General features: G+C 50.6%; 29 protein-coding genes. 2 read left to right on the forward strand and 27 right to left on the reverse strand.

Annotated elements, in window-relative coordinates:
* Positions 1-42: 42 nt before the first annotated feature.
* The 18 genes from rpoN to lepA form a co-directional block, all read right to left on the reverse strand.
* The gene (rpoN, locus tag P157_RS0112600) at positions 43-1,416 is read right to left on the reverse strand and encodes an RNA polymerase factor sigma-54 (protein WP_026761308.1); all 1,374 of its coding nucleotides are present in this window, start codon (positions 1,414-1,416) and stop codon (positions 43-45) included.
* A gap of 40 nt (positions 1,417-1,456) precedes the next feature.
* Entirely contained in the window at positions 1,457-2,734 is a 1,278-nt protein-coding gene (locus P157_RS0112605) for a hexokinase family protein (RefSeq protein ID WP_026761309.1), read from the reverse strand.
* A 96-nt stretch (positions 2,735-2,830) separates the two neighbouring features.
* Positions 2,831-3,730 (reverse strand): radical SAM protein, encoded by a 900-nt coding sequence (locus P157_RS0112610; RefSeq protein ID WP_026761310.1) that lies wholly within the window; start codon positions 3,728-3,730, stop codon positions 2,831-2,833.
* Between the two features lie 44 nt (positions 3,731-3,774).
* Positions 3,775-4,167, reverse strand: coding sequence for an HI0074 family nucleotidyltransferase substrate-binding subunit (locus P157_RS0112615; protein ID WP_026761311.1), 393 nt, complete (start codon positions 4,165-4,167; stop codon positions 3,775-3,777).
* Positions 4,158-4,445, reverse strand: coding sequence for a nucleotidyltransferase family protein (locus P157_RS0112620; protein ID WP_037368375.1), 288 nt, complete (start codon positions 4,443-4,445; stop codon positions 4,158-4,160). Before P157_RS0112620 ends, P157_RS0112615 begins: the two co-directional genes overlap by 10 nt.
* A 38-nt stretch (positions 4,446-4,483) precedes the next feature.
* The gene (locus P157_RS0112625) at positions 4,484-5,263 is read right to left on the reverse strand and encodes a Fic family protein (protein ID WP_026761313.1); all 780 of its coding nucleotides are present in this window, start codon (positions 5,261-5,263) and stop codon (positions 4,484-4,486) included.
* Positions 5,264-5,295: 32 nt separating this feature from the next.
* The gene (locus P157_RS0112630; RefSeq protein WP_026761314.1) at positions 5,296-5,994 is read right to left on the reverse strand and encodes a M48 family metallopeptidase; all 699 of its coding nucleotides are present in this window, start codon (positions 5,992-5,994) and stop codon (positions 5,296-5,298) included.
* A gap of 10 nt (positions 5,995-6,004) precedes the next feature.
* Positions 6,005-6,766 (reverse strand): HI0074 family nucleotidyltransferase substrate-binding subunit, encoded by a 762-nt coding sequence (locus tag P157_RS15335; protein WP_196243128.1) that lies wholly within the window; start codon positions 6,764-6,766, stop codon positions 6,005-6,007.
* Positions 6,750-8,567: an LTA synthase family protein gene (locus P157_RS0112640; protein ID WP_329811772.1), complete on the reverse strand. Its 1,818-nt coding sequence runs from the start codon at positions 8,565-8,567 to the stop codon at positions 6,750-6,752. The genes P157_RS15335 and P157_RS0112640 overlap by 17 nt, the downstream gene beginning before the upstream one ends.
* Positions 8,568-8,764: 197 nt before the next feature.
* Positions 8,765-9,532 (reverse strand): DeoR/GlpR family DNA-binding transcription regulator, encoded by a 768-nt coding sequence (locus tag P157_RS0112645; RefSeq protein WP_026761317.1) that lies wholly within the window; start codon positions 9,530-9,532, stop codon positions 8,765-8,767.
* 120 nt (positions 9,533-9,652) lie between these two features.
* Positions 9,653-11,005 (reverse strand): ClC family H(+)/Cl(-) exchange transporter, encoded by a 1,353-nt coding sequence (locus P157_RS0112650; protein ID WP_026761318.1) that lies wholly within the window; start codon positions 11,003-11,005, stop codon positions 9,653-9,655.
* A gap of 54 nt (positions 11,006-11,059) precedes the next feature.
* Positions 11,060-11,290: a 30S ribosomal protein S18 gene (rpsR, locus tag P157_RS0112655; RefSeq protein WP_197019434.1), complete on the reverse strand. Its 231-nt coding sequence runs from the start codon at positions 11,288-11,290 to the stop codon at positions 11,060-11,062.
* A 20-nt stretch (positions 11,291-11,310) separates the two neighbouring features.
* On the reverse strand, positions 11,311-11,745 hold the full coding sequence (locus P157_RS0112660) for a single-stranded DNA-binding protein (RefSeq protein ID WP_026761320.1): 435 nt from the start codon (positions 11,743-11,745) through the stop codon (positions 11,311-11,313).
* Between the two features lie 39 nt (positions 11,746-11,784).
* Positions 11,785-12,072 carry a 30S ribosomal protein S6 gene (gene rpsF, locus P157_RS0112665; protein ID WP_026761321.1) on the reverse strand — a complete coding sequence of 96 codons (288 nt, stop codon included), beginning with the start codon at positions 12,070-12,072 and terminating at the stop codon, positions 11,785-11,787.
* A 155-nt stretch (positions 12,073-12,227) separates the two neighbouring features.
* Positions 12,228-13,109, reverse strand: a complete 882-nt coding sequence (locus tag P157_RS14625; protein WP_051598630.1) for a serine hydrolase — start codon at positions 13,107-13,109, stop codon at positions 12,228-12,230.
* Positions 13,110-13,217: 108 nt separating this feature from the next.
* The gene (locus P157_RS0112675) at positions 13,218-14,120 is read right to left on the reverse strand and encodes a polysaccharide deacetylase family protein (protein WP_051598631.1); all 903 of its coding nucleotides are present in this window, start codon (positions 14,118-14,120) and stop codon (positions 13,218-13,220) included.
* 58 nt (positions 14,121-14,178) lie between these two features.
* Complete coding sequence (gene hemW / locus P157_RS0112680; RefSeq protein ID WP_026761323.1) at positions 14,179-15,318, reverse strand: radical SAM family heme chaperone HemW; 1,140 nt, start codon at positions 15,316-15,318, stop codon at positions 14,179-14,181.
* 17 nt (positions 15,319-15,335) lie between these two features.
* Complete coding sequence (gene lepA / locus P157_RS0112685) at positions 15,336-17,132, reverse strand: translation elongation factor 4 (RefSeq protein WP_026761324.1); 1,797 nt, start codon at positions 17,130-17,132, stop codon at positions 15,336-15,338.
* A 163-nt stretch (positions 17,133-17,295) separates the two neighbouring features.
* Here lepA and rpsT point away from each other — a divergent pair, with 163 nt between their 5' ends.
* Entirely contained in the window at positions 17,296-17,562 is a 267-nt protein-coding gene (gene rpsT, locus P157_RS0112690) for a 30S ribosomal protein S20 (RefSeq protein ID WP_026761325.1), read from the forward strand.
* Between the two features lie 131 nt (positions 17,563-17,693).
* Positions 17,694-18,446 carry a DeoR/GlpR family DNA-binding transcription regulator gene (locus P157_RS14630; protein WP_037356401.1) on the forward strand — a complete coding sequence of 251 codons (753 nt, stop codon included), beginning with the start codon at positions 17,694-17,696 and terminating at the stop codon, positions 18,444-18,446.
* A 55-nt stretch (positions 18,447-18,501) separates the two neighbouring features.
* Here P157_RS14630 and P157_RS0112700 read toward each other — a convergent pair whose 3' ends face one another.
* The 9 genes from P157_RS0112700 to P157_RS0112740 all read right to left on the reverse strand — a co-directional run bounded on the left by P157_RS0112700 (position 18,502) and on the right by P157_RS0112740 (position 26,382).
* Positions 18,502-19,293 (reverse strand): hypothetical protein, encoded by a 792-nt coding sequence (locus tag P157_RS0112700; RefSeq protein ID WP_026761326.1) that lies wholly within the window; start codon positions 19,291-19,293, stop codon positions 18,502-18,504.
* Between the two features lie 51 nt (positions 19,294-19,344).
* Positions 19,345-19,686 (reverse strand): hypothetical protein, encoded by a 342-nt coding sequence (locus tag P157_RS0112705; RefSeq protein WP_026761327.1) that lies wholly within the window; start codon positions 19,684-19,686, stop codon positions 19,345-19,347.
* Positions 19,687-19,755: 69 nt separating this feature from the next.
* A complete protein-coding gene (locus P157_RS0112710; protein WP_026761328.1) occupies positions 19,756-21,432 on the reverse strand; it encodes a DUF342 domain-containing protein in 1,677 nt (558 codons plus the stop codon).
* Between the two features lie 22 nt (positions 21,433-21,454).
* Positions 21,455-22,222 (reverse strand): FliA/WhiG family RNA polymerase sigma factor, encoded by a 768-nt coding sequence (locus tag P157_RS0112715; RefSeq protein ID WP_026761329.1) that lies wholly within the window; start codon positions 22,220-22,222, stop codon positions 21,455-21,457.
* Between the two features lie 62 nt (positions 22,223-22,284).
* A complete protein-coding gene (locus tag P157_RS14635) occupies positions 22,285-22,665 on the reverse strand; it encodes a hypothetical protein (protein ID WP_051598633.1) in 381 nt (126 codons plus the stop codon).
* Between the two features lie 31 nt (positions 22,666-22,696).
* The gene (locus P157_RS0112725; RefSeq protein ID WP_026761330.1) at positions 22,697-23,182 is read right to left on the reverse strand and encodes a chemotaxis protein CheD; all 486 of its coding nucleotides are present in this window, start codon (positions 23,180-23,182) and stop codon (positions 22,697-22,699) included.
* 1 nt (position 23,183) lies between these two features.
* A complete protein-coding gene (locus P157_RS0112730; protein ID WP_026761331.1) occupies positions 23,184-23,798 on the reverse strand; it encodes a chemotaxis protein CheC in 615 nt (204 codons plus the stop codon).
* A 21-nt stretch (positions 23,799-23,819) separates the two neighbouring features.
* Positions 23,820-24,281: a chemotaxis protein CheW gene (locus tag P157_RS0112735; RefSeq protein WP_026761332.1), complete on the reverse strand. Its 462-nt coding sequence runs from the start codon at positions 24,279-24,281 to the stop codon at positions 23,820-23,822.
* A 13-nt stretch (positions 24,282-24,294) separates the two neighbouring features.
* Entirely contained in the window at positions 24,295-26,382 is a 2,088-nt protein-coding gene (locus P157_RS0112740; RefSeq protein ID WP_026761333.1) for a chemotaxis protein CheA, read from the reverse strand.
* Positions 26,383-26,396 lie beyond the last annotated feature (14 nt).

A 26,396-nucleotide genomic window follows, 5' to 3' on the forward strand; every position in this document is an offset into this window, starting at 1 on the left:
GTCAAAATTTGACATGTCAGCCCCTCTTTTTCTATCGACTTTTTAATAGCGCTTACGCTTCACCGAAGATGGATAGCCCAAAGCCTCACGGTATTTCATGACCGTGCGGCGGGAAATCTCCATCTTTCTTGTTTTCAAAAGTTCACAGAGTTTTTGGTCGCTCAAGGGCTTCTGCGGATTTTCTCCTTCGATAAGCTCCTTGATGACGTCCTTGGCCTGACTGGCAATGAAATCTTCGCCGTCACCGCTCTTGGCCAGATTCGCGGTAAAGAACTTGCGCAAGGCGATAATGCCCCCCGGCAGTTCGGCGTACTTATTGGCCACAGCGCGGCTGACTGTGGACTCATGGACACCGATGGCATCGGCCACCTCCTGCATGGTCAGGGGGTGGAGTTTTTTCATGCCCTGTTCCAGAAAGTCCTGCTGTACGCGCACGATTTCTTCCACCACCTTCTTGATGGTGCTGCGGCGCTGTTCAATGCTGTTAATGAGCCAGGATGCGGCACTCAGCCGCTTGTTGATGTACTTTTGCGTGTCCTTGTCGTATTCCTCAGCATTTTTGTAGATGGAGGATATTTTGAGCTGCGGAATATATGTATCGTTGAGGTTTACCTGATAGCCGTTCGCGGTCTTGGACACCACCACATCGGGCGTGATGTAACTGGCCGCCTCCCCGCCATAGGCGCTGCCGGGCTTGGGGTCGAGCTTGCGGACGATATCCACGGCCACCTGCACATCAGCAGGCTTGCATTTTTCCGCCGCAGCAATTTCCTTAATGCGGGCATCGGCCACCTCCGGCAGATGCTTGTCGATAACGGCAGCCACCAGCCCCTCATAAATGCCCAAGGCCTTAGCCTGAATCCGCAGGCACTCCGCCAAATCACGGGCGCCAACGCCCAACGGCTCAAAACTCTGAATAACCGCCAGTACCGCCTCAGCCTTTTCCTCCGTCACCTGCATGGTGGCGGCAATTTCCTTTAACGGCAGGGTCAGATATCCCCAATCGTCAATCGAACCAATGATGAAGGTCGCAACGGCCAAATCTTCTTCCGCCTGAAAGGCAAATTCAGCCTGCTCCAACAGTTCCCGCTCCAAAGTCGTACTGACCGGCGTAGCCGATTCAAAAACGTGTTCGCGGGAACTGGCATCACTAAAGCCGCCATTGGAGGTATTGCCATCTCCTTCGAGATACTCGGCTAAAGCAGAAAGATTCTCCGCCCGCAGATTCTCCATCTGCCGCGTATCGGCGCCATCGCCATATTCCATCTCCAGAGCGGGATTTTCCAAGTATTCCTTTTCTATCTCAGCCTTCAAATCCTGCGCCGACAGCTGCAGAATCTGAATAGCCTGCTGCAGCTTCATGGTCATCGCCAGATGCTGCGACAGGTTCATATTTAGTGATTGTTCCTGATGCATGGGAAAAACGCTCCTTCAATGAATAGGCGCACCTATGGTCTTACTTCTGGGACATGGCTGCGGCAATCGCTGCGCCCAGGCCGCTGCCGCCGTTTTCCAGTACCGTATCAATAACTGCGGCTTCCTCACCGAGAAGTTCGGACAGCGCGCGCATAATGTTTTCTTTGGCCAGCGGCATCTTTTCGTAAACCGAACCGTCAATGGCAATGTGCTGTTTCTGTGCCTTGCCGCTGCCAGCCTGCTGCCAGATGATGCCCACAAAGGACGCCGTCACGAGGCGGGCAGAACGGATAACCAGCGTACTGGCCAGTTTCTGCACCTTCTCCACATCTTCGGCTGCAATATCATGGCCCGTCTTAGCCTTGATGATTTCGGCAACCTTATCGGCTTCATTGATGATATTGCTCATATCAATGCTCGTAAAGCCGTAGTTCTGGCCCTTTTCTTCCAGCAGTTCAGCCATAGCCATGCCAAAAAGCTCGCCCATGTAACGGCCGGAAACCATTTTTTCCAAACGCTGTTCGCCCGGCTTTTCGGATGCTTCATCATATTCGATATCCAGACGGCTCGGCACGAGCTTCATGAAGCCGCCGGATTCCAGATTGAGAATCATCGGCGCATCGCCGCTTTCCGCATAGGGTTCGAGGTAGCAGGTATTGTGGCCCGTAGCATAGATGGAACCGATGTAGATATCCGGCTGTTTGTAGGCTGCAGCCAGGAGAACGGCTACCGTATCGTTGATGACAGCCGTCGGTTCAACATTGTCAATACCCTGACGATGCAGAGCTTCTTTTAAGAGGTCATTGACCACCTTGCCCTCAACACCCGGCGTAGCAAATTCCTTCGTCCAGATGATGAGTTTGGCATTGTAAAGGTTCGTCTGTTCCGAGGGGAAAGAGAAGGTATGACCCAAGAGATATTTTTTCTCATGGTCGCCGTCAATGGCTTCATCTACGAGTTCAGCGATGAAGTCAAACATTTCCTCAGCCGTGGAATCTGCGCCGATGAAATCGTATACACCTTCCACCTTCAGCGGCTTAGCCACCTTTTTGAGAACTTCGAACTTGCCTTCGCCCATGAGCTTAATCCGCAAAACACGCAGGTTCGTGCCGCCGAAGTCCAGTGCCAGATATTCGCCAGTCTCCTTGCCGGAGGGCAGGCCCAGATAGGATTTGAGCATACGAAGCGAAGATTCGTCCGGATTCTTGAGCCCCAAACGCAAATCATAACGGAAATCAGCGGCAATCTCCCTAAGCTGCTCGCTGTTCACCGTGAATTCATCAATAAGCTGTGCAAAATGTTCCTGATTAAAAGCCATTTTCTATTCCCCTTTAACATTTTTCTAATAGAAATACATTTCTTATTATAGCGTTTTCCCGCATTTTTTCCTAGTACTTATTCTGAAACTGTTTTCTTATTGCAAAACGCCGGCTCCATTGAAATCCGGCACATATTCTTCCGATGCACTGCGGCGCTCCTGCACATAGACATTTTCCATGCCCAAATCCAGCACATAATCCACCACGGACTCATATTCAAACGTCGTCAGGCGGCGGTTGATTTTCTTATGCTCAGAGGCTTTATACATCGGCGTATACTGATTCATCAAACTCACCTGAATCGTCCGGCCAAAGTTTTCCCAGAGCCATTTCATGAGTTCCATGCTCTCATGGCGATGTCCCGGCAAGACCATATGGCGCACCAAAACGCCTTTTTTCATTTGCCCGTTATCTGCATACTGCACCGGCCCCGTTATTTCCACCATCTTTTTAATGGCTGCACTGGCATGGGAAAAATAATCTGCCGCAGCAGAATACACCCCGCCACTCTCTGCACTCATGTATTTCAAATCCGGCAGAAAAATATCCACATAGCCCCGCAGGGCCTCAACCGTTTCTACCGTTTCATAACCGCTAGAATTATAGACCACAGGCAGGTGAAAGCCCCTCTCCTTTGCCATATCTAGCGCCGCAATAATCTGCGGTACATAATGCGTTGGGGTCACGAGGTCGAGCGTAGCTGCCTCCCGCGCCTGCTGTTCGAGAAAAATCTCTGCCAGCCGCTCCACAGAAACTTCCTGCCCTTTGCCGCCATGACTGATTTCATGGTTTTGACAATATACACAGCGCAGATTGCAGTAGGAGAAAAAGACTGTACCAGCGCCCCGCTCTCCTACTAGACAAGGCTCCTCCCACTGATGCAGGGAAACCAGCGCAATGCACACCTTCTCCCCCGCACCGCAAAAGCCCGCCCGCTGGGTGCGATTGGCACCACAGCGGCGCGGGCAGAGATTACAATTCGTAATATCTAACATTTGCGTTATCTTCCTTTAAATCTGTTTTCATTAAAAAGGCTCGTTTAAGCGTTTACCATTTTTTTATACCAATCTTGTAATAAAGCTTCGTAAACATATATACGCTCTGCCAGCTCTTTTGCCATATCTTCATCATAAGTATGAGCCGTCAGATTGCGGTCGTCTACCATTTTTAATGCCTGCTCTGTTTCCTCATCGCTAAAAATACCAACATCACGAAGGCTGCGAATCACCTTCTTCGGCGAGGCCGCATCCAAACCTTCGCGGTCATACAGATAATCCTTGCCGCATTTCCACATAATTTCAAAACAAAATTCAAACCGCTGAATCAATCCGTCACGCTCGATTTCGCTTAGATTATCCTTGCTTACCGCTTCATGCAGACGTGCCAAAGCTCGAGCCGCCCCTTGAAAACGCTTGCTGTCCATCAGTTCCATCGAATACCATCCTTTCTGATTTCCTCGCGCAATGATTCTGCGGCTCTGCTCATATCTACAATATCCACACGATAAGGAATGGTCGATTCTTCTAGTTGCTCCCGCAGGTCAGCGATTTTCCGCTCATTAGGCACACCCAAAAATTCTACCGCCACATCCACATCCGAACCATGCCGTGCAGTACCTCGTGCCCAGGAGCCGAAAAGATATATATTTACTTCTTCATCAGCCAGCACAGACAGTACCATCTGGCGTATGCGGTCTATGTAAATATTCATAAATATTCTCCCTCAAGAATCTCCTTTCCTGCTTTTTCTTATGGTTTGAACTCCTCTATACTTTGTCTGATGAACGCCACCATGGAATCCATCATAAATTCCACAAATACTGTGCTGTCCTCACTATCCTGACTCATAGCCAACGCTTCAATGTACTTAGCCTTGTTTTCCTTCTTCAAAATGCTAGGAAGCAGCCCCTTCTCCATCTGTATCATATTCATCAGCAGACGGCAGGTGCGCCCGTTGCCATCCACCCACGGATGAATAGATACAAGGCGATAATGCGCTTCAAAGGACAAAGCATAAATTGCAGCCGCATCTATGAATGGCCTTTGTCGTTCAACATTCAGCCATTTACAAAAGTCCTCCAACCGTTGTGGCACTTTCTGATAGCTAAGATAAGACTTTCCGCCCCGGCCTGCGCTGACATTGACCAGCCGCAAATCTCCTGCTGAGGAATCAAAACTTCCCAAAGCTGTAGTATAACTACTGCCCGTATTACGCATGACAAGTGCCGACAAATGCTTTAGAAAGTCCACCGTGATGGAAGGCTTCTTGTCCAATAAGCCATTCACATAATCATAAGCCCGTTTAAGGTCAAGATTCATCATCTGTTCCGTGACATTATGACCGCCAGGAACTATCCCCTCGTCAAACATAAGGGTATTTTCTATCTCTGTTACGGTTGAGCCCTCGATAGCTGTAGAATGGGTAATAATCGAATACAGATAAAGCTTTTGAAAATCAAATTGCTCCGCTATCCCCAAGCGATTAAATTCTTGTAAAACATTATTCAGTTCATTGTAAATTGTATTCATCCTGGATACTCCTCAACCTTCACTGCGCCTCGCTATCCTTCCACATCCAGCCGCAAGTTATTCAGCCGTGCCCGGATTTCCTGCCAATCCGGCATATTCTTTGCCACATAGCCATAAAATCTCGCATTATGGTGTTTCTCAATCAGATGGGTCAATTCGTGAAGAATCACATACTCCAAACATATCGTTGGCTTCTGCGCTAACTGCACGTTGAGCCAAATTCTTTTGGCCACGATATTGCAGGTGCCCCAGCGGGTCTTCATATACTTGGTACGCCATTCCTTAGATTTCAGCCCCGTAATCTTTTCCCATTTAGGCAGCAGCACTTCGACTTTCTTAATCAGCTCCGCCCGATAGACTTCCCGCATAAACTTCTCCCGCCAGTCCACACTGGACTTTTTCGGCAGATACAGCAGAATTTTATCGCCCATGATTTGATAGGCGGGCTTCTGCGACTCGATAACCACAAGGCGATAAGGCTTCCCCCATAGGTAAAACGTCTCCCCTGACACATACTGCCGCTTGGCTGCGCGGGGCTGCTCCTGAAACTTCTTTATCTGCCGCCGAACCCAGGGAAGATTACTGCGGGCAAAGAGTTCAATGGCTTTATTCGGCACACGCAAGGGCGCAGAAATAACCACCCTGCCACAGGGTGGTTTGACATAGAGGTGCATATTCTTGATTTTCTTCTTTTGTACTTCAATGGCAAATTCTGCCACCTGCATCTGCATCAGTAAAACCTCATTCTGCAGCGGTTAACCGCTGTCTCAATTCTTCGCGCAAAGCCTGCAAAGCTGCTATATAAACGGAAAAGACCATTTCCATCACCGTTAATGCCCGTTCTTCATCATAAACATGAATGGCCACATTCCGTTTTTTCAACATATCCAACCAGACTTTTTCATCTTTAAGCCAGCCCAGTTTATACGCTGCCTTAAAAATCTCTCTGGGAGAACCCGTAGTCGCTTCCATCACACCATATAATTCCAATGTTTCCTTCAGCGATTTCCACGCCAGTTCAAAAGTGAGATTAAACTGGCCAATTATCCCCATACGATAGATCTCATTTTTAGCCGCCATTTCCTTGTCTGCCTGTTCCAGCACACTTAAGCAACTAGCAAATGATTCATATTTTTTCATTTCAGCTACTCCCAAATGGTATAAGTCGATTCCATCACTGTCAATCTCGCTGCGCAGAGATTCTGATATGGACTCATCCATATCAACTACATCAAATGATAACAGCGTATTCGTCTTTTCTTCTACGGCCAAAGAAAACCCCAAAATATCTCCGCCCGCCACAGCTAAATCTATATCACTATGTGCGTGATTATCGCCGCGCGCCCTAGAGCCAAACAAAAGAAGTTTCGCTATTTTATAGGACTTCGCTATGCTAATAATTTCTATTAAGATTTCCCTGTCAAGATTATAGTGGCTCATTCTGTTCCCCTTAAATACCTGTTCACAAGTTCTTCTATCTGTACAGCTATCTTCCCTTTTCATCCAAAATCTTCTGGTCGAGTATTGGCCCATATTTTGGCCGCCACCACGATATAGCTCGGATGGCGTTGATATAATCCTGCATGGCCAGGTCGTCGATAACGGGTGTTTCGCCACCCGCAATAGCTTCCGGCACTAATGGTACAGTATCGGCCTTGCCGATGGCTGTCCGTGTAATCCAGAAGCCGTAGTTTACGCCTTTTGTGCTGGTAGTGGTAAGGCTCTGCCCCAATGCTATATAACCTGTGCCTTTAGGCGCAGTGAGTTCCATCAGTGTTGGGAATATATCAATCTGACTGCCCGCACTGTCGGCCAGCAAAGTGCCCTTATGGATATTTTTCCCCGTCACAATAAAAGGAATGCCGTAGCGGGCATACATATCCGGCTGTTTTTCGATATTGTAGCGGTCACCATGGTCGCCGACAATGACAAACAGGCTGTCAGGATATTTTGCCTTGACCTCCCGCACGAATTTGACCAGTTCCCGCTGAGCATACCAGTAATGACCGAGTTCCCGCAGGAGTTCTTCGTCCTGCTGATAAGCCGCAGGCAGTGACACCCGCACCTTTTCCTTGTCAAAGCCCTTGGCCTCTACATCCACATCATAGGGTGAATGATTCGACGCATTGAGGATGATAGTAAAGCTGGGCGCATCTGTCAACCGTTCCATGATATTGGCATAAAGGCATTCATCCTCACAGCCCCAGACACTGCCCGGCACATCACCGAAATCGCCGCGACTGTAGAAATGCTGAAAGCCCTGCGCCTGCGTAAAGGCACCAATGCGCTCCCAAGTGGCCGGCCCAGCATAGAAAAAGTTCGTTTCATAGCCGAGTTTTGCCATCTGCGGTGCACTGGCTGTCGGATAGGGTGCCGCAAAGGATTCCGGCATGGTGGTCAAATAGAGGTTAGCATCCGCTACACCTGCCACCGAACCGGTCACGGCCGATACGGTGCTTGCGCCATTGGGCAGGAAGGTCGGACAATAATCCGTATCCTCAGCCGCCACTAGCCCGCGCAAATCTTCGGCAATCGGAATATCCTTATACTTATCCAACAGCGGCCAGTTGGCCAGACTTTCGGAGAGAATCACAAAGACATGGCGCGGCGGCTGTTCCGTTCCCTGTACCACATTTCTTTGCAGGTAAACATCGAGATTATTCGTATCCGCAGGCTTGCCGCTTAGGTTGGCGGCCAACTGCTGAATATCCTCCATCGTGAAATCCAGCCCATTGCAGGCCATCATACGGCTGTTGAGGTTATAGGCACGGTAGATGGCCTGTGGATTGTCAAGGATTGCTTCATTTAAGAACTCATCCTTGGTCACACCGGCATTTTCCCAATCCACCGCCGTCTGCCAGCCCAAACTGCCGCCGAAGATGCCCAGCAGCACCGCTACATACACGAGCGCAAGGAAGGCGGTACGAATGACCAGCTTTCCCCATAACGGCCAATGGGCAATGGGCAGTAAGGGCATTTGCCAAGCCAGCAGTCTGCGCAAAAGTTGCCAAAGTACAAAGGTCAGCAGCATTGCCCCCGCAAAGCGGGCCGGCAGTGCATACTGGTCAACCATGGTCCAGAAGAGTGCGCCCCAGTCCTCATTCATCCCCGTAAAAATCATCTGATTGAAATTCATGCGGTAGATGCGGTAATAGGGAAAGCTGGCCATATAGAGGATGGATAACGCCATAAGCAACAGACCGTTTATCCCCAGCCATAGATATTTCTCGATTTTGGGCAGGAGATAATGCGCCGTAAAGGCAGGCACAAAGCTAATGAGCGTCAACGCCCCTGCCGTCTGCATACTCAGACGACTGCCCCGCCAGAGAGCCAAGGCAATATCTGCGCTACTTGTCTGTGGCCCCCAATAGTCATTGAGCCACAGAATAAAAAAGAGCCGGAAAAGGGAAAGGACTGCCAGGTAAAAAGCATATACCTTCAGTCCTTCTACAATAACCCTATGAAAATTTTCCCAACTCAAACGTGTAGGGAAATTTATACTCATGGCAGAATGATTTCCACGCCGTAAGAATCAGCGGCCTCCTGAATATCCTGTGCCGGCAGGGTATCGGTAATCAGACCCGAGAGCGTATCGAGGGTCGTATAGTTGTAGTTGCCGTCCGTGCTGAGCTTGCGGGCTTCGGCTACTACATAGGCCTTCTTGCTGTGGCGGATAATGGCGGCCTTGTTGATGCCGTCATCAATATCGTAAGTGGAAACACTGTTTTCCTTGACATCAACGCCTACGGCACCGACAAAAGCGATATCCGGTTTCAGACGGGAGATGAAGTCCAGCGTCATGCCGCCCCAGAAACCATCGCGGCTCTTGTTGATTTTACCGCCGGCAAAGACCACGCGGATTTTCGGATTGCGAGCCAGTACCACGAGAATGTCAATCATGTTGGTCACAACCGTGATATCCTGGTCCATCTTGACCAAGAGTTCTGCAATAGCCAGGTTGCTCGTGGAGATATCGAGGAATACCATATCGCGCTCATGGATGAGCTTTACAGCGGCCTGTGCAATGCGCTGTTTTGCTTCCACGTCGGTGTTGCGGTGCTTGCTGACTTCAAGCATATGGCTGTTCTCGCGAATGCGGACAGCGCCACCGTAAGTACGTTTGAGCTTGCCTTTTTTCTCCAGCGCACCCAAATCCTTGCGGATACAATCTTCGGTTACCTTAAATTTTTCACTGAGGTCGCGGACACGTACCTTGCCATCACGGGCAAGCATGTTCAGGATAATTTCCTGACGTTCTTCCAAAAACATCTGCAATTCACTCCCATTAATTTTTTCCTTACAATACGCTTGGGGAAGAGGTAAGGTATTGTTTGTTATTATTGTTGTACAATTAGTTTACTAGATTTGCGACAAATTATCAAGCCCAAATTACGACAAATTATGCCGGCTTTCCTTAATATAGGTCCGAGCCCTGTCCATCAGCCCTAAACTGCGGTTCAAAAGCATATCGTAAACCGGTTCGCTGCCCGCCCACTCGGCGACCAGAAAGGCCGTCATGGACACCAGCATCAAAGACAGCAGATGCTGGTAGGAGCCGGTCATTTCCATAATCAGAATGGCTCCTGTAACGGGTGATTTGACCACGGCAGAAAAATACGCCGCCATGCCAAAGACAATGCAGGTCACAGCCCACTGGGCATCCATCAGCTGAGCCGCAATGGCCAGTTTCGCAAAGATGGCCCCGCCCAAGGCTCCGAGCACGAGCATCGGCAGAAATATGCCGCCCGGCACGCCAGAGCCGAAACAAAGCATGGTGAAGAAAAATTTTCCCGCCAAAAGCAGCAATAAAAAGCCAATCGCATATTCATGTTCTACGAGCGCATCCACCAAAGGACTTCCGCCCCCTAAAATCTGCGGCAGGAAAAAACCGATTACGCCAGCGGCCAACAGCGGAAGCAACGGCTTTTGCCAGGCTTTCAGCGGCGACTTGGCATAGCTGTCTAGCGAAATGGTGAGCATGCGGTTAAATCCCAGCCCCAATACGCCCACAAAGCCGCCCAGCAAAATCAGCATCACATAGACATTGCCCGCCATCACCACGGGAATCTCGCCCATATGGAACACCGGCTCCATGCCAAAGAAGAACTGGGTTACGGTGGTCGCGGTTACCGTAGCGGCAATGGCTCCCATCAGCACATAGGGCGAAAAATTTTTCGTCAGCTCCTCCAGACAAAAAATCGCTCCCGCCAGCGGTGCATTAAAGGCCGCCGCCAGACCTGCTCCGGCACCGGCCGTAAGCAGGTAATGGTTTTCCTCATAGCTGCGGTGGGTAAGACGCCCTACGCCCTGACCTAAGCAGGCCCCGAGCTGGACGCTGGGGCCTTCCCTGCCCAGCGACAGGCCCGCACCAATGCCCAGCACAGCTCCGGTAAATTTGAGCAGCAGCACCCGCGCCCAGTGCATGTCCATTTTCCCCATGAGCACGCCCTTGATTTGCGGAATGCCGGAGCCGGAAATCATGCCGTCCATCCGCAGCAGCCAATGGAGAATACAACCGATGGCCATAAGCACAATGAACCAGCCGGGAATATAGGCAGGATTTTCCTGCAGTAACTGATAGAGCCGAGGCAGATTCGCCTCGGACAGTTCCAGCAGATAGCGAAACAGGGCGATGGTCAGCCCGGTTAATACGCCAATCACATTGCCTTCGATAAAGAGCCGCAGTTTCAGGCGCTTAGGGTCGGTAAGGGCTTGCAAAATATCTTCGAATCGTTTTTGCATAAACCTCTCCTATAAATGAAAAAGCCTTCCCCGAAGAGAAGGCTTGCATTTTGCTTATTCAGCAGTGAACGGCAGCAATGCGATATTGCGAGCACGTTTGATGGCAACAGTCACCTGGCGCTGATGCTTAGCGCAGTTGCCGGAGATACGGCGGGGCAGGATCTTGCCGCGCTCCGTAATGAAGCGACGGAGTTTTGCCACGTCTTTATAGTCGATATGTTCGACCTTGTCTACGCAGAACGAGCAGACCTTTCTACGAGGTCTTCTGCTTCTGTCACGTCTCATCAAAGTAATTCCCTCCTAACTTAAAACGGAATTTCTTCGTCAGGGATAGACGGGCCGAAACCATCAACAGGCGCAGACTGCGGTGCTGCCGGTGCCGGTGCACCGAATCCGCCAGTCTGAGGAGCAGAACCCTTGGAATCCAGGAATTCTACTTCGTTTGCTACGATTTCCGTCACATAACGCTTCGAGCCATCTTGTGCATCATAGCTTCTAACCTGAATGCGGCCTTCCACAGAAATCCGGCGGCCTTTCACCAAGTTGTTGCCACAAACTTCAGCCAGCTTGCTCCAAACAACAATGGGAATAAAATCCGCCGTCGGCTGACCATCGTTAGCATCCTTACGTGCAAAGCGGCGATCCACTGCCAGCGTAAAGGTGCAGACTGCTGTGCCGGACTGCGTATAACGCACTTCCGGGTCACGGGTCAGGCGGCCAATCAGTATTGCCTTGTTCATGGTACATCCTCCCTGACGCCAAATTGGCGTACTTCTAAATTACTCTTCGTCGTTTTTCACGATCATGTGCTTGAGGATGCTGTCGTTGATCTTCATTACGCGGTCGCATTCTGCAACGCAGGACGGTTCGCAGGTAACGTAGAGCAGTTCATAGAAACCCTCAGTGCAGTCTTTGATCTCATAAGCAAGACGCTTCTTGCCCCAACGATCTTCTTTATCGATAGTACCGCCGTTTTCGGTGATGAGCTTAGTGAACTTGCTGATAACAGCGTTCGTAGCTTCTTCTTCCATCGGTTTCACGATAAAAATGACTTCGTACTTTCTCACGAAATCACCTCCCTCTCTGGTCTTTGGCTCCTGCTCGCACAGGAGCAGAGGTTGAAATGTTATTTCAACTCAAAACTTATTTGTCTCACGACTAGAAGATTATACCATTATTAGCAGACCATTGCAAGAAAAATTTTCCACAATTTCTCCCCTTGTCATTGCATGGTTCCTGCATAAAACTTGGCCAGTTTCTGCATCTTATGGATGGCCTCGACGCGCCCTTCATTGCTGTTGCTTAGCGCCACCAGAATAAAATCTTCCTGCGGCCCATAGAAAATGCCGCCATCGGCATAGACGCCATTGACCTCGCCGGTCTTATGGGCGATATCATAGCCGGATACCACCGCAGGGAAACACTCTTTATCCCGCTGCTGTTTCAGGATATCGAGCATAAAGGCATCTTCTTTTTCGCCAACGAGCTGATGGTAGTAGAGATTCGTCAGCAAATGACCGATATCCCGTACCGAGGAAAGATTCTTATTGCTGGCCTTTTTATTGACCATGAGTTTATGCACCAGCAGGGTATCCTTATAGCCATACTGCTGCAGGTACTGATTGATATTTGCCATGCCCAGTTTATCGATCAGCATATTGGTGGCGGTGTTATCACTTTCCACCACCATCAGCTGAATCAGCTGGGCAATGGTGCGCTTTTCACCGGCATTGTACCAGGTGGTAACCCCGGCGCCGCCCACCACATCCTGCTTGCGGATGGTAAGCTGTTCCTCCAGTGACAATCTGCCATCATGAACATCCTGCATAGTCTTGGCCATCACAAAGAGTTTAATCATGCTGGCCGGAAACATCCGGCGCTGATTGTAGATAAAGGGTTCCACTTCCCGGCCCGGACGCAGGAAGTACACGGCAAGCTGCTTATTATTAGCACCTATAACCTGAGCTGTATAGGCAAAGAGCTCGTCTTCGTCCACTGCCCTGTCTGCCCGTACCAAGGGCATATTTTCTTTTCCCATCATCTCGGCCGCCAAAGCAGCAGCCTCCCGGCCGTCATGGTGCTGCCAGAGGAAGGCCGTTGCCATGCCCCCGGCCTCCAAAATCACGACCAGGCAAAAAAATGTAACGATTCGCTTAAGTTTTGTAGAACGGCTAATCTTCATTTTCATGAGCAAGTCCTTGAATGCTAGAAATTACCAGGGCTGCGGCGTAATGGGCGTCACCACGCCAAAACGGTAGCCCTTGGCCTTGAGATTGTCGATAATTCCCGGCAGCGCTCGCACCGTTTCTTCCTTGCCGCCATTGCAGTGCATGAGCACCAGCGCCATATTATCTTTGAGATGTCCAGCCGCCCGCCGGTCGATATAATCAATCTGCTGCTCTGCCGAAGGTTGTTCCGGTGTAGCATCTTCCGTGAGCACATTCCAGTCGTGTTCCACGTAACCCAAGAGATTCAGATGCTTATAATAATCGTCTGCAAACATGCCAACCGTGCCGCCCGGCGCGCGGATGATAAAGGGCCGCATGCCAATGACCTTAAAGACAGCCTCGTCGGTCTGCTCCATCTCCTCCACAAAACTTTCCTTATTGGCGTAGAGTCGCTCATAATCGTGGTCGTAACTGTGATTGCCAATGGCATGACCCTCGGTAAAAATCCGCTTTAACACCGCAGGGTTCTTTTCCACCATGCCGCCTAACACATAGAATGTCGCATGAACCCCCTTAGCCTTGAGCACATCTAAAATGGCCGGGGTATTCACATCATCGGGGCCATCATCAAAGGTCAGGTAAGCCACCTTCTCTGCCGTATAGCGCGGCAGCGCCGGCAGCATGGTGGGCAGCCCCTTGGCCAGCCGCTGTTTCAAGGTATAACGGTCATAAACCGGCCGGTCCACACTGATATTGTCATAAGTGAGATTACTGTAATCACCCTTCGCCAGCGTATAGGCCGCCGATTCCACGCCCGGCTCCGCTTCCACTTCCTGCGGCTGTTCCGTAGCCCGCACCTTCGCATGCCAGGCTGCCCCCGCCATGCCGCCAAATATAACCAAAACCGCCAAGACACCGATAACCTTGGCAAACTTATCACGTTTCACCGTAATCGCGCCCCCACTATTCTTCCTAAATTCTCAGCTTCTTCATTATACTACATCTTTATGACAAAATAAATTCAGCAAAGGCCAAATTCCCATATTTGAAGCCTTTTTCCGTCAAGCGGCAGCCTGCCTGATCAACCACCAATAACCCCTGGCCGCGCAAATCTGCCATGACCTGACCATAGACTTCATCGAGTTCCCGCTGGAATTTATCACGAAACGCCTTGCGCGAAATTCCCTCTGCCGTACGCAGCGCCAGAAAGGCAAATTCTTCCATGGCATGCTCAAAACTCGGTTCTTCCTCCAATTCCCAGATTTCCTGTCCATTTTTTATCCCGACAGTATACGCCTCAATATCCGTCACGGCAGCATAACGCTTCCCCTCCAAATAGGAGTGGGCCGCTGCCCCCAATCCCAGATAGGGCACATCATGCCAATAACTCCGATTATGACGGCTCTCGAAGCCCGCCTTGGCAAAGTTGGACACCTCGTAGCGCTGATAGCCCAGCTGCGGCAACTGCTTGGTCATATAGTCATACATGGCCTCTGCCTCATCCTCTGTTGGCAGAGGCAGTTTGCCCATTTCCTCCATGCGGGCAAAGGCCGTCCCCTCCTCCACCTGCAGACCGTAGATGGAAATATGCTGAATCCCTAGCGTATCTGCCTGCGCCACACTCGCCTGCAAATCCGTTAGATTCTGTCCCGGCAGGCCGTACATCAAATCCACGCTGATATTTACAAAACCTGCCTGCTGCGCCAGCTTCACAGCCTCACAGGCCTCGGCACCACTATGAATCCTGCCGATTTTTTTGAGCAGTGCGTCCTGAAAACTCTGCACGCCAAAACTCAAACGGTTGACACCGCCAGCCTGCAGAATTTTAAAATAATCTCCATCCACCGTACCGGGATTGCATTCCACGGTAAACTCACCAATTTCAGTCCCAAAAGCTTCCGTCACTGCTGCTAGAACTTTTTCCATAAGCGCCTGCGGCAGAGCCGTAGGCGTGCCGCCACCGATATAGATGGTGGCAGGTATTCCCCATTTTTGCCGATAAGAAAGGCCCTGTATCTTCACTTGCTGACACAGGGCCTCCACATAAGCCTCCATGCGATTTTCCTTCCCCGCAAAGGAGGGAAAATCACAGTAGAAGCACTTTTGCCGGCAAAAGGGAATATGTATATAAACTCCCCATTGCATAATCTTACTTCCTTATTTTAGTCAATCTTCAAAATCGCCATAAAGGCTTCCTGCGGCACTTCCACCGAGCCAACGGCTTTCATGCGCTTCTTGCCTTCCTTCTGCTTTTCGAGCAGTTTGCGCTTACGGGAAATATCGCCGCCATAGCATTTGGCCAAAACGTCCTTGCGCCGTGCCCGCACGTTTTCACGCGCGATGACCTTGGAGCCAATCGCCGCCTGAATGGGAATCTCAAACATCTGCTGCGGAATGATTTCCTTGAGCTTGGACGCCAGCTGACGGCCACGGCTCTGGGCTCTATCCTTGTGCACAATCGTCGAGAGCGCATCCACCGGGTCGCCGTTCAAGAGGATATCCACCTTCACGAGCTTCGATTCCTGATAATCTGCCAGTTCATAGTCCAGCGAAGCATAGCCCTTGGTCGCCGATTTCAGACGGTCAAAGTAGTCAAAAATGATTTCGTTCAGCGGAATATGGTAGGTAATCATGACACGGTTGGTATCGAGGTAGTCCATATTCTTGAACACGCCCCGCTTGTCCTGCGAAATCTCCATAACCGCACCGACAAAATCATTGGGCACAATCACCGTTGCCTTCACAAACGGCTCCTCAATATGCTCAATCTCCGTCTGCGGCGGCAATTCTGCCGGATTGCTGACATTTAAGACAGAACCATCCGTCTTAAACACATGGTAGATAACCGAAGGCGCCGTCGTGATAAGTTTCAGATGATACTCACGCTCCAAACGCTCCTGAATAACGTCCATATGCAGCAAGCCCAAGAAGCCACAACGGAAACCAAAGCCCAAAGCCACAGAAGTTTCCGGCTCAAAGACCAAGGCCGCATCATTAATCTGCATCTTTTCGAGAGCGTCCTTGAGGTTGTCGTAATCAGCACTTTCCACCGGATACAGGCCGCAGTAGACCATCGGCGTAACACCACGATAGCCCGGCAGCGGCTCTGCCGCAGGCCTGTCAGCAAAGGTGATGGTATCGCCTACCCGCACATCGCGGACGTCTTTCAGAGAACCGGCCACAAAGCCAACCTCGCCCATATTGAGCTCACCGACATCCACTGGCTGCGGCTTAAAACAGCCCACATCCGTGACCTCAAAAGTCTTGCCCGTAGCCATCATCTTGAGTCGCATGCCCTTCTTGATTTTGCCCTGCTTTACGCGCACATGAGCGATAACACCCTTGTAGGAATCGAAGAAGGAGTCAAAGATAAGCGCCTGCAGGGGTGCCTCTTCATCCCCTTCCGGTGCCGGAATGCGTTCAACGATGGCATCGAGGATTTCTTCAATGCCGATACCAGTTTTGGCCGAAGCCAACACCGCATCCGTGGCATCAAGCCCAATGGTATTTTCGATTTCTTCCTTTACGCGGTCAGGGTCAGCACTAGGCAGGTCAATCTTATTGATAACCGGCACGATTTCCAAATCGTTTTCGAGCGCCATATAGACGTTCGCAAGCGTCTGCGCCTCAACGCCCTGTGCGGCGTCTACTACGAGCAGCGCCCCTTCGCAAGCGGCCAAACTACGGGAAACCTCATAGGTAAAATCCACATGGCCCGGGGTGTCGATGAGATTGAGCTGATACATCTCCCCATCCTTGCCCTTGTAATCGAGGCGCACAGTCTGCGCCTTAATCGTAATGCCGCGCTCACGCTCCAAGTCCATGCTGTCGAGGACCTGGGCTTCCATCTCACGCTGCGTCAGCGTTCCCGTATATTCAATCAATCGGTCCGCAATGGTCGATTTGCCATGGTCGATATGTGCGATAATCGAGAAATTGCGAATATGCTTGTTCTGCATTGTCATTTTCCTTTCGAAAGTTCTATCCATATAAATGACATTATACCCCATCTGCCCCCTCTCCTGCAATAAATATACTTTCCTTTTCCAAAAAACTATTGCATTTTGAAAAAGGGCGTGCTAAAATAGCTAGGTAACGAATCAATTGAGGGGGGTGAACTACTTGCCGAATATTAAAGCATCTATTCTTAGTGTAAAATCTGACGCTAAGCGCCGTGCGAAGAACGCTGCTGAGAAGTCCCGTGTACGCACTGCTTCCCGTCGTGTTCTCGACGCTGTTGAGGCTGGAAACGTTGATGAAGCGAAATCCCTCCTCACGGCTGCTTGCAAGACTATCGACATGGCTGCTGCTAACCACGTGTTCCACAAGAACTGCGCAGCTCGCAAAAAGTCCCGTCTGGCTCGCAAAGTGAATGCACTCGCTAAGTAATTCTCAGAATGAGATAGAAAAGAACCGTCCTTCGGGGCGGTTTTTTTGTTTATCCCTTCTTTTTCTCTTTCATTTGAAATACCTGTAGATTATGATATACTTTATGTAGAAAACATACAGGGGATGATTTTATGCATGTTCGCCATAGCAAGTTACTGAGCCTTGTCAATCAGCACAACCGCATTGCGGTGACGGATTTAGCCAAGGCGTTGGACGTTTCCGAGGTCACCATCCGCAAGGATTTGAATCTGCTGGAAAAAAAGGGCTTATTGCGCCGGGAACACGGTTATGCCCGGCTTACCACCAGTGATGATATCGGCAACCACCTTTCCTTTAACTACGAAGTGAAACTGCGCATTGCCCGCCGGGCAGCAGAGAGCGTCCATAACGGGGAAACCATCATGATTGAATCCGGCAGCTGCTGCGCCCTGCTGGCAGAAGAAATTGCGGCTAACCGCCGGGATGTAACCATCATCACCAACTCCGCTTTTATTGCCGACTACATCCGCAAATATCCCAATGTACGGGTGATTCTTTTGGGCGGCGAGTATCAGAAGGAATCACAGGTCATGGTGGGTCCTATGATTCGCAGCTGTGTCCGGGATTTCTATGTGAGCAAATTCTTCGTGGGCATTGACGGTGTGGATAATCTTGGCTTTATGTCCAATGATTTGATGCGCGCCGAAGCCGCCCGCGTTATGGCTGAACGGGCAGAACAAACCATCATCCTCACCGAGTCCGCCAAATTCAAGGTTCACGGTACGGTAATGCTGCTTCCCTACGCGAATGTCTCCGCCCTCTTTACCGATGACCTGGCCGCAAGCAATACCTTGAGCAACTTACACGAACAGGGCATTCACGTTTATCCGGTAGGCAGCAAATAAACTGCAATAGCCAAAAATAAGGTTTGAAAGCACATTCGGCTTTCAAACCTTATTTTTATTCCAAATCCCGTTTATTCATTTCCTGTAGAAGTTCAATAGCCCCACGGCCCATGCCCGTTTCCCGGGCAGTCTCCTCTATAGAATAGCCGCTCCGCAGCAAGGCTTTTGCCTTGGCCGCATTGGGAGAAATCGCCTTTTCCGGCTTACGCTGTGGCTCTTCTGGTTCCGGCTGTTTTTCTTCCGGTTCTTCCTCAGGCACAAGGGGCTCCGGCATATCCTCCGGGCGACGGTTCATCGCTTCAGCCAGACCTGCGGCCTGCTGCGCATTGATTGCCGGTTCCGCACTTTCTTCCCGGTCCAGGGAATTCTGCAGCACCGTAGCAAAATCCTGTGAGTTCACACGCTGTAAAGGAGCCTGCGCCTGCATCTGCTGCGGCATATTCTGGGTCATGTTCATCACAGGCACAACCGGCTGATGTGGTACCAAAGGAACAGACTGATAAGCCGCAAGTTCAGCAATCGTCTTGCGGGCTTCGGTGAGCTCGCGATTCAGTGCCGCAGAGCGTTCTTCCATCTCGCCTGCCAGCCGCTTGTATTCGTTTAGACCTGCTTCGAGCCGTACATTGCGCTCATCGGCCTGCCGCAAAAGGTTTTCCAAATGCTGGATATGATTACCCATACGGGCGATAACGGCATCGGCAGAGCGGGTCAGTTCCGCCTTGAGCTGTTCTGTGGACTCACGCAGTTCTTCTGTGTCCACGCCTTTCTGCCGCTGGGAGATAAAGCGCACCACCAGGACCAACAGTGCCCCTGCGATAATGAGAAATCCTAATATTTCTGGAACCATAGGCTAAAAATAACACCATCCTCAAAAATTTTCTATTTTATTATACGCTATTTACAGGCTAATGTCTAATAGCTGTCCCCGTGATGGGTCTGTTGCCATCTTCACCGCTGGCTGCTCTTCCATTTCTTCTTCTGGTGCCGTTTCTCCGGCACTGCGTCCTTTGCCCCCCTTGCCACCGCGATTGCGCTGGCGTTCCGGGTCATCCTTTATGCGTCCATCTTCGAGATTTTCTTTTTCCCGCACCTGCTTTTGTTTCAGCTGGTCCTCCCGCTTCTGCTCTACCGCCTGATAATCCGCCTGCAGGGCATTGGCCTGATTGAGATTATGCTGTACCTGACCGGCATCTGTGGCCCGTGGCACTATCATCTGCATACTCATTGGGCTGACATCCATGCTATTCCCTTCTTTCCTGCTTGCTGATACAAACTTGAGGGCATCTAAAAGATGCCCTCCTTGATTTTCTTAGTATGTGCCGATATCGATACGCTCGTCTTTCACCGTGAGCAGGCAGCGCCGGATGCTGCTCTGCACGTTCATAATCACCGAATTGATGGTGATGCGGACACCGGGATAAACCGTATCCGCCACGCGAATCTTGCCATCCTTCATGCGGCCCATAGCTTCTTCCAGACTCTGTATTTCCTTTTCGGCCCGCTTGATTTTCCCTGCCAGTGGGAACTGTGAGCGGGTCAGGACGTTAATCTGGTCTATGCGCTGCTGCGGCAGACGGCTCACATCAATCTTACTCAGAGTATTGAGCATTTGCGTAATCTGTTTAAGCCTGCCGCGGTCTTCCTTGCACTCCCGGCAAATTTCAATATAACGCTGCTGTACCGTGGGGTCAACACCTACGGCCATGCGCGTCACTACAGCGGCAGCATTGCCTACCATCTTGCAGCGAATTTCTTCCCCGGCAGCGACACTGCCGCCTGTGATAATTCCCCGGCGTTCCTCAACGTACACCCGGTTGCCCGCCCGCACGTTGGAATGAAGGATAGCATCTACGATGCTGACATCACGACCGGCTTCGATATTGGCGTTCTCTGCGAACTGGGCCTGCACATCCTCAACGGCTTTGACAATGCCCCGGTTCTGCCCGTTGATACCGCCCTTGATCATCACATTGCGTCCATAGACTTCGGCGCCATTTACCATGCCGCCAATCTCAATATCGCCCGTAGCCTTGACCACAAAACCAGCTTCCACATTTCCCTTGATGGAAACACTCCCTGTAAAGTCAATATTGCCGGTTCCGGTACCTACGCTCGAACGAATATCCAGATGGGGGTCAATGTCTATCTTGCGGGTGGAATCCACAATCTGCCCGTCAATCATGGCATAGAGCTCATTTTCATTGCGGACTTCGGTATTCTTCCCCTGTGGCATAGGAATCGGACGCCCTGTACGGGCCGGCACATCGAGTCCAAAGATGTTCTTTCCGGGCGTGCCTTCCGTCTGAGGAATTCGCACCGCCAGCAGGTCACCCTTTTTGACTAGTACAAAAAGTCCCATGTCCTTATAATCGGCTCGATTGAATTCATCAATCTTCGGCCTGTTTTTCTGCGACAGGTCAAACTTGCGCTCAATGCGGGCATTCTCCCCATGCTGTACCTGTTTGCCTTCAGCTGCCACAAAGGGGGTCAGGCTGGTCACCCCGTTTTTGATGGTCTCTTCGTTAATCCCGTAGACCACCCCTTTTTCTTCCAAAGCAGCCTTAATATCCTCTACTTGCGGCAGTTTCGTACCTTTGCTGGTATCGTAACGCACTGTAGCAATCATCTGATCCCGGCTGATGTCAATTATGATACCAGCCAATTCCTCGTTTTCTGTATCCGCTTCTGTCTCCGGTGCATTTTCCTGGGAGCTAAACTCCTCTTCTTCCTCCGGCATCACTTCCACGAATTCGTCTGCCAGCTTGCGGCGCTCCCCCGCAGCTTCACGGATAATCTTGGACAGTTCGATAACATCGTAGTCGATAACACCATTATCCTGTAAAGTCTGCCGCACATCCGAAAGCTCAAAAAGCATCTCCGTGCCATCACTGGGATATACCGTCACGAAAACGCCATCCTGAAGGAATTCAAGCAGATAACCTGCGTCTGGACCGCCGACTGCTGGGCGTAATGTCTGGTCATCCATGATGTGTCCCCCTTAGGCTATTCTATACTAAGCTTGCCTTCATCCGAGCCAGATACCCCCGCATACGGAAAATCGCTTTCGTATGCAGCTGGGAAATCCTGGCTTCCGATAGGTTAAGGATTAAGCTGATTTCTTTCAAAGTCAATTCTTCGTAGTAGTACAGCGCCACTACCTTTTTTTCTTTTTCTGGCAGGCGCTCAATGGCTGCTGCCAAAGTCTGCCTGAGCTCCTCCCGCTCCATGCGGTCAGAAGGTCCCGGCTCACCTGTGAGCGGCGAATCTGCCCGCAAATAGTCATCCAGAGGGATGACTGTAGCCACACTTATCTGTCCCTCCAGAGCCTGTAATTCCTTCAGCGACAGCGAGAGTTCCTCCGCCAATTCTTCATCCGTAGCAGGTCTGCCCAAACGATTTTCCAAATCATAGACCGCCTGCTCATAGCGCCGGATACGCTGACGTATGGCCACAGGCAGCCAGTCCTTGGCTCTGAGATAATCCAGCATAGCCCCGCGAATGCGGATGCCTGCATAAGTTTCAAACTTGTTCTTGCGCTCGATATCATAGCGGTCAATGGCATCCAACAGGCCAAAGAAACCACTCGACAGCAAATCATCCCTATCCACGTGGGATGGCAGGCTGATGGCGAGCCGCCCGGCAACCAGCCTGACCAAAGGCAAATAAAATTCAGCCAGCTGGTTGCGCAGCTCTACACTCTTACTTTTCAGATAATCTTGCCACAGGGAAGCGACATCAACAGCCGGCGTATCATTTGTAAATTCAAAAGACTCCACCGAACGCCCTCCTCCCATCAACATCTAAGTTCCAAGTTAGGTAAATTTAGCAAAATACGAACTCATTGCGGCGAATCCATACGCGTCAGTTCCTCACTGCTCAAAGGTTCGAACTGCGCGGGTTCACCTGTTTCTGCTGGTTCCGCTTCATCTGCCTCCGGCTGCTCCCCTTCGGCGGCCTCATCATCAGCCGCCGAAGGTTCCGCTCCTTCTACTTCTGCCAATGCCTCTTCGTCCTTTGCCTCAATGAAATCGTCAAAGTCCATGATATCATTGGCAGCCAAAATTCTCAGCACGATGTAGACAATCAAGCCGGCGCTAACAAAACCAACTATGCTGCGAAAAAACACCGTTATAAGCCGCGCATCGCTTGATAGTCCCGTAATCACGATCACCACGGCGGCGATAAAAGCGAAAACCACTGCCACATATAATTTAGCCAAAATCTTTTCACCTGCAAATCTAGTCTAATAATTAAATCTCTTTTTCGCCTTTATCAATAGTCTTAACCTTATACACACCAGTATTCAAGTCGATGGACACCGTGCGACCATAAGTTCCGCCAGTATCTTCGGCAATGATTTTAATTCCCTGGTCCTTTAGAATCTTCTTGGCTGCCTCCGCATTGCGGCTGCCGACACGCATGATATCGGTAGCGTTCTGGAAGGCAAACATCTGCGCTCCGCCGGCGATTTTAGCCACCAGGCGGGTTTTCACCGCGCCCAGAGCCAATACATCCTTGAGCATCAGCGGTAATCCTGTATCCGCAAATTTTGCCGGATTGTCCGTAGGACGAGCCTGCGTACTATCGGGAAGCATGATATGCAGGAGCCCGCCGACTTTCGTCTGCGGGTCATACAGGGAGATCCCGATGCAAGACCCAAGACCATAGCTGATGATTGTTGACGGAGCAGAACCAACTTTATAGTCGGCCATACCGACTCGGATAAGATCTGCCATATCACTCAACTCCTACAGCTTTTATAATCGTCTCCAACGAACCCGGGTCGGGAACCAGGAAGAACTGGCCATTGATGCCATCATCCTCTGAGAGGAATTCCGTTTCAATAACCAAAGCCTGGTCACCCATCTGGCCCAGCTGGGCCAGAACCACATTCAAAAGCGCACCTGCCATATCCATAGCCAAAGCCGGGATAGAGGGCAGCATGGTAATCTTCGTAAAGGTAAAGAAGGCATTGAGATACGCACCGGACAGGATGTTGCCGATTTCCATCAGGGCCGATTCATCCATGAAGTCCAGACTGTTGGTCTGCCCATGGGGTTTGCCCATCAGCGTATCCACCAGATAAAACGCCGACTTCTGAGGAAGCAGGAACAGGATGTTACTGGGAGCCTTGCCATAAACACGAAGGAAAATACCCACTACTACAGCATCGGGGCCGCCCACCAAATCCGGCACCATTTCCAAAGGCACCAGTGCCACCTTGGGCACATTCATATCAATTCTCCGGTTGATGACCTGGGACAGGGCCGTAGCCGAGTTCCCAGCACCAACGTTACCAATCTCGCGTAATGCATCCAGCTGATTGGCGGAAAGGTTTAATTCTTCGGTCATAGTCGACACCTCATTTTTACTTTACTTCCCATCGCCAGTTGCACCAATAATCTCTTCCAGATTCAGCATGATGATAAGTCTGCCATCCACATTGCCGATACCGTTGAGGAAACGGGAACCGCTGCGGTCATTGGTAGCCTTCTTGGTATCCACTGTCTTGCTGCCAATGGTAAGCACTTCCGTCACCGCATCCACCAGCATACCTACATGCAGTTCATCAATCGTCACCGTTACAATGCGGGTATTTTCCGTATAGGGAGTTTCTGCCAGCCCCAGACGCTTTTTCAGGTCGATAACCGGCAGTACCGAACCACGCAGGTTGATAACGCCTTTGATAAAGTCCGCTGCAAAGGGAACGCGGGTGATATCCGTCATGTTGCGGATTTCCTGCACATTCAGAATGCTGACACCATATTCTTCATCACGTAGCTTAAAGGCTACGACCTGCACTTCATCATTCTGTTTGGTTTCTTCGTTTGCCATGGTTACTGCCTCCTTACTGCTGCATCATCGTAGCCACATCGAGAATCAAAGCCACACGGCCATCGCCGAGGACCGTAGCACCGGAGAACATCTTGAGTCCGGTGAAGAGGTTGCCCAGGGTCTTGATTACGATTTCCTGCTGTCCGATAAGGTTGTCCACTACGATACCTGCTTTGGCTTCGCCAGCATGAACAACTACGACGAAAATCTCATCCGAATCCTTCACATGAGGTATCTGCAGGGTTTCTTCCATGCGGATAATCGGAATAATCTCACCGCGCAGAACGATAACTTCACGGTTGCGTACCGTCTTGATGTCCGTGGGCTGAATGTTGATGGTGCTATCGATGGAGCCCAGCGGAATTGCATAAATTTCTTCCTGAACCTTAACCAGCATGGCCTGAATGATAGCCAAGGTCAGCGGCAGTTTAATCTTAAATACCGAACCTTCGTCAATCTTGGTTTCTACGTCAACGTGGCCGGACAGAGATTCAATCTTGCTACGTACAACGTCCATACCTACGCCGCGGCCGGAAATATCGGTAATCTGCTCAGCCGTAGAGAAGCCCGGCAGGAAAATCAGACGAACAGCATCGGCATCATCGAGCTTATCCGCATCTTCCTGCGAAATCATGCCCTTTTCAACGGCCTTTTTGCGAATCTTGCTGGCGTCGATACCTTTACCATCATCTGTAACCATGATGACGACGTTATTGCCTTCATGACGGGCGATAAGTCCGACTTCACCAGTACGGGGTTTGCCCTTGGCTTCACGTTCATCCGGGTGTTCAACACCATGGTCGAGGGAGTTACGCAGCAGGTGCATGATCGGATCGCCGATTTCATCGATAACGGTACGGTCAAGTTCTGTTTCCTCACCTTCGATGGTCAGGTTTATCTCTTTATTCAGTTCCTTGGATACGTCACGCACCATGCGAGGGAAACGGTTAAATACCGCACTTACCGGCACCATGCGGACCTTCATAACGATGTTCTGCAGGTCTGTGGTTACTCTGTCCATCTGCTCCAGCGTTTCTGTGAGTTCGCTTAAGCGGTGAGCCTGGCCAATCTGCTCCAGACGGACCTTATTGATAACCAACTCGCCCATAAGGTTCATAAGCGTATCCAGCTTGTCGATATCTACGCGTACCGACTGGCTCTGATGGCCCTTCTTCTGTGCCGCTGCGGCGGGTTTGGCAGCAGGCTTGGCGGCTGGCTTCGGTGCAGCTGGTTTTGGTGCTACGGCAGCCGGTGCAGGAGCAGCTGGTGCTGCTGCCGGTGCAGGCGCTGCGGCCGGTGCTGCAGCTGCCGGTTTATCGGGGTCAACCACTTCCACGACAATCTTATCGATTTCTGAAATGGTACTCAGCGAATCTTCTACAGCCTTCTTGTCAGCCCCTGTAACCATCAGAATGTCAAAGCTGTGCTCAAATTTTTCTTGTTCCAAATCCTCGGCAGGCGGGATGGATTTAATCACATCACCCAACTCATCCAAAGCATTCATAACCATGTAGGAACGGGCCGACTTCAGCAGGCAGGTTTCCGACAGGGTTACCTGAATATGAACGCCCACCATGCCGCCGGACTTGGCCTGACGAAGCATATCTTTATCCGTATCGGTAAGTTCAATGCCGATGCCAGCATCTGCTGGTGCCGGTGCAGCCTCTGCAGCAGGTGCCGAAGCGGCAGGTGCAGCCGGTGCAGCAGCTGGTGCCGGTTCACCCTTGGAAATGGAGCTGAGTTTTGCCACCAAATCGCTGACATCGACTACATCTTCCGAATCACCATTTGCGACACTGTCAATCATCTGCTCCAGGGAGTCCAGACATTTGAACAGAGTATCGATAATATCTTCATCCAGTTTCAGCTGTTCCTTACGGATAAGGTCCAGCACGTCTTCCATTTCGTGGGTAAGTTCGGCAATCTTATTATATCCCATGGTTGCCGACATGCCCTTAAGTGTATGGGCGTTACGAAAAATATCATTTACTACCGAAATCTCTTCTGGATTTTCCTCCAAGCTTAAAAGGCCTTCGTTCAAGGACTGCAAATGCTCATGAGATTCATCCAAAAACATATCCATATACTGATTGGTATCCATTTGTATTCCCCCTA

The sequence above is a fragment of the Selenomonas ruminantium AC2024 genome (assembly GCF_000687995.1).
Taxonomy (GTDB): Bacteria; Bacillota; Negativicutes; order Selenomonadales; family Selenomonadaceae; genus Selenomonas_A; species Selenomonas_A ruminantium_B.

Excerpts from the sequence above, each read along its gene's own strand:
- P157_RS0112645 (WP_026761317.1), bottom strand. The coding sequence starts at position 9,532 with ATGTTTTTGGAAGAACGTCAGGAAATTATCCTGAACATGCTTGCCCGT.
- lepA (WP_026761324.1), bottom strand. The coding sequence starts at position 17,132 with ATGCAGAACAAGCATATTCGCAATTTCTCGATTATCGCACATATCGAC.
- P157_RS15335 (WP_196243128.1), bottom strand. The coding sequence starts at position 6,766 with ATGAAAAGGGAAGATAGCTGTACAGATAGAAGAACTTGTGAACAGGTA.
- P157_RS0112605 (WP_026761309.1), bottom strand. The coding sequence starts at position 2,734 with ATGGCTTTTAATCAGGAACATTTTGCACAGCTTATTGATGAATTCACG.
- rpsR (WP_197019434.1), bottom strand. The coding sequence starts at position 11,290 with ATGAGACGTGACAGAAGCAGAAGACCTCGTAGAAAGGTCTGCTCGTTC.
- rpoN (WP_026761308.1), bottom strand. The coding sequence starts at position 1,416 with ATGCATCAGGAACAATCACTAAATATGAACCTGTCGCAGCATCTGGCG.
- P157_RS0112705 (WP_026761327.1), bottom strand. The coding sequence starts at position 19,686 with ATGGATGTCAGCCCAATGAGTATGCAGATGATAGTGCCACGGGCCACA.
- P157_RS0112625 (WP_026761313.1), bottom strand. The coding sequence starts at position 5,263 with ATGAATACAATTTACAATGAACTGAATAATGTTTTACAAGAATTTAAT.
- P157_RS0112620 (WP_037368375.1), bottom strand. The coding sequence starts at position 4,445 with ATGAATATTTACATAGACCGCATACGCCAGATGGTACTGTCTGTGCTG.
- P157_RS0112700 (WP_026761326.1), bottom strand. The coding sequence starts at position 19,293 with ATGGTTCCAGAAATATTAGGATTTCTCATTATCGCAGGGGCACTGTTG.
- P157_RS0112660 (WP_026761320.1), bottom strand. The coding sequence starts at position 11,745 with ATGAACAAGGCAATACTGATTGGCCGCCTGACCCGTGACCCGGAAGTG.
- P157_RS0112615 (WP_026761311.1), bottom strand. The coding sequence starts at position 4,167 with ATGGAACTGATGGACAGCAAGCGTTTTCAAGGGGCGGCTCGAGCTTTG.
- P157_RS0112730 (WP_026761331.1), bottom strand. The coding sequence starts at position 23,798 with ATGACCGAAGAATTAAACCTTTCCGCCAATCAGCTGGATGCATTACGC.
- P157_RS0112740 (WP_026761333.1), bottom strand. The coding sequence starts at position 26,382 with ATGGATACCAATCAGTATATGGATATGTTTTTGGATGAATCTCATGAG.
- P157_RS0112640 (WP_329811772.1), bottom strand. The coding sequence starts at position 8,567 with ATGCAGACGGCAGGGGCGTTGACGCTCATTAGCTTTGTGCCTGCCTTT.
- P157_RS0112650 (WP_026761318.1), bottom strand. The coding sequence starts at position 11,005 with ATGCAAAAACGATTCGAAGATATTTTGCAAGCCCTTACCGACCCTAAG.
- P157_RS0112610 (WP_026761310.1), bottom strand. The coding sequence starts at position 3,730 with ATGTTAGATATTACGAATTGTAATCTCTGCCCGCGCCGCTGTGGTGCC.
- P157_RS0112630 (WP_026761314.1), bottom strand. The coding sequence starts at position 5,994 with ATGCAGATGCAGGTGGCAGAATTTGCCATTGAAGTACAAAAGAAGAAA.
- P157_RS0112735 (WP_026761332.1), bottom strand. The coding sequence starts at position 24,281 with ATGGCAAACGAAGAAACCAAACAGAATGATGAAGTGCAGGTCGTAGCC.
- P157_RS14625 (WP_051598630.1), bottom strand. The coding sequence starts at position 13,109 with ATGGCAACGGCCTTCCTCTGGCAGCACCATGACGGCCGGGAGGCTGCT.
- hemW (WP_026761323.1), bottom strand. The coding sequence starts at position 15,318 with ATGCAATGGGGAGTTTATATACATATTCCCTTTTGCCGGCAAAAGTGC.
- P157_RS14630 (WP_037356401.1), top strand. The coding sequence starts at position 17,694 with ATGCATGTTCGCCATAGCAAGTTACTGAGCCTTGTCAATCAGCACAAC.
- P157_RS0112725 (WP_026761330.1), bottom strand. The coding sequence starts at position 23,182 with ATGGCAGATCTTATCCGAGTCGGTATGGCCGACTATAAAGTTGGTTCT.
- P157_RS0112710 (WP_026761328.1), bottom strand. The coding sequence starts at position 21,432 with ATGGATGACCAGACATTACGCCCAGCAGTCGGCGGTCCAGACGCAGGT.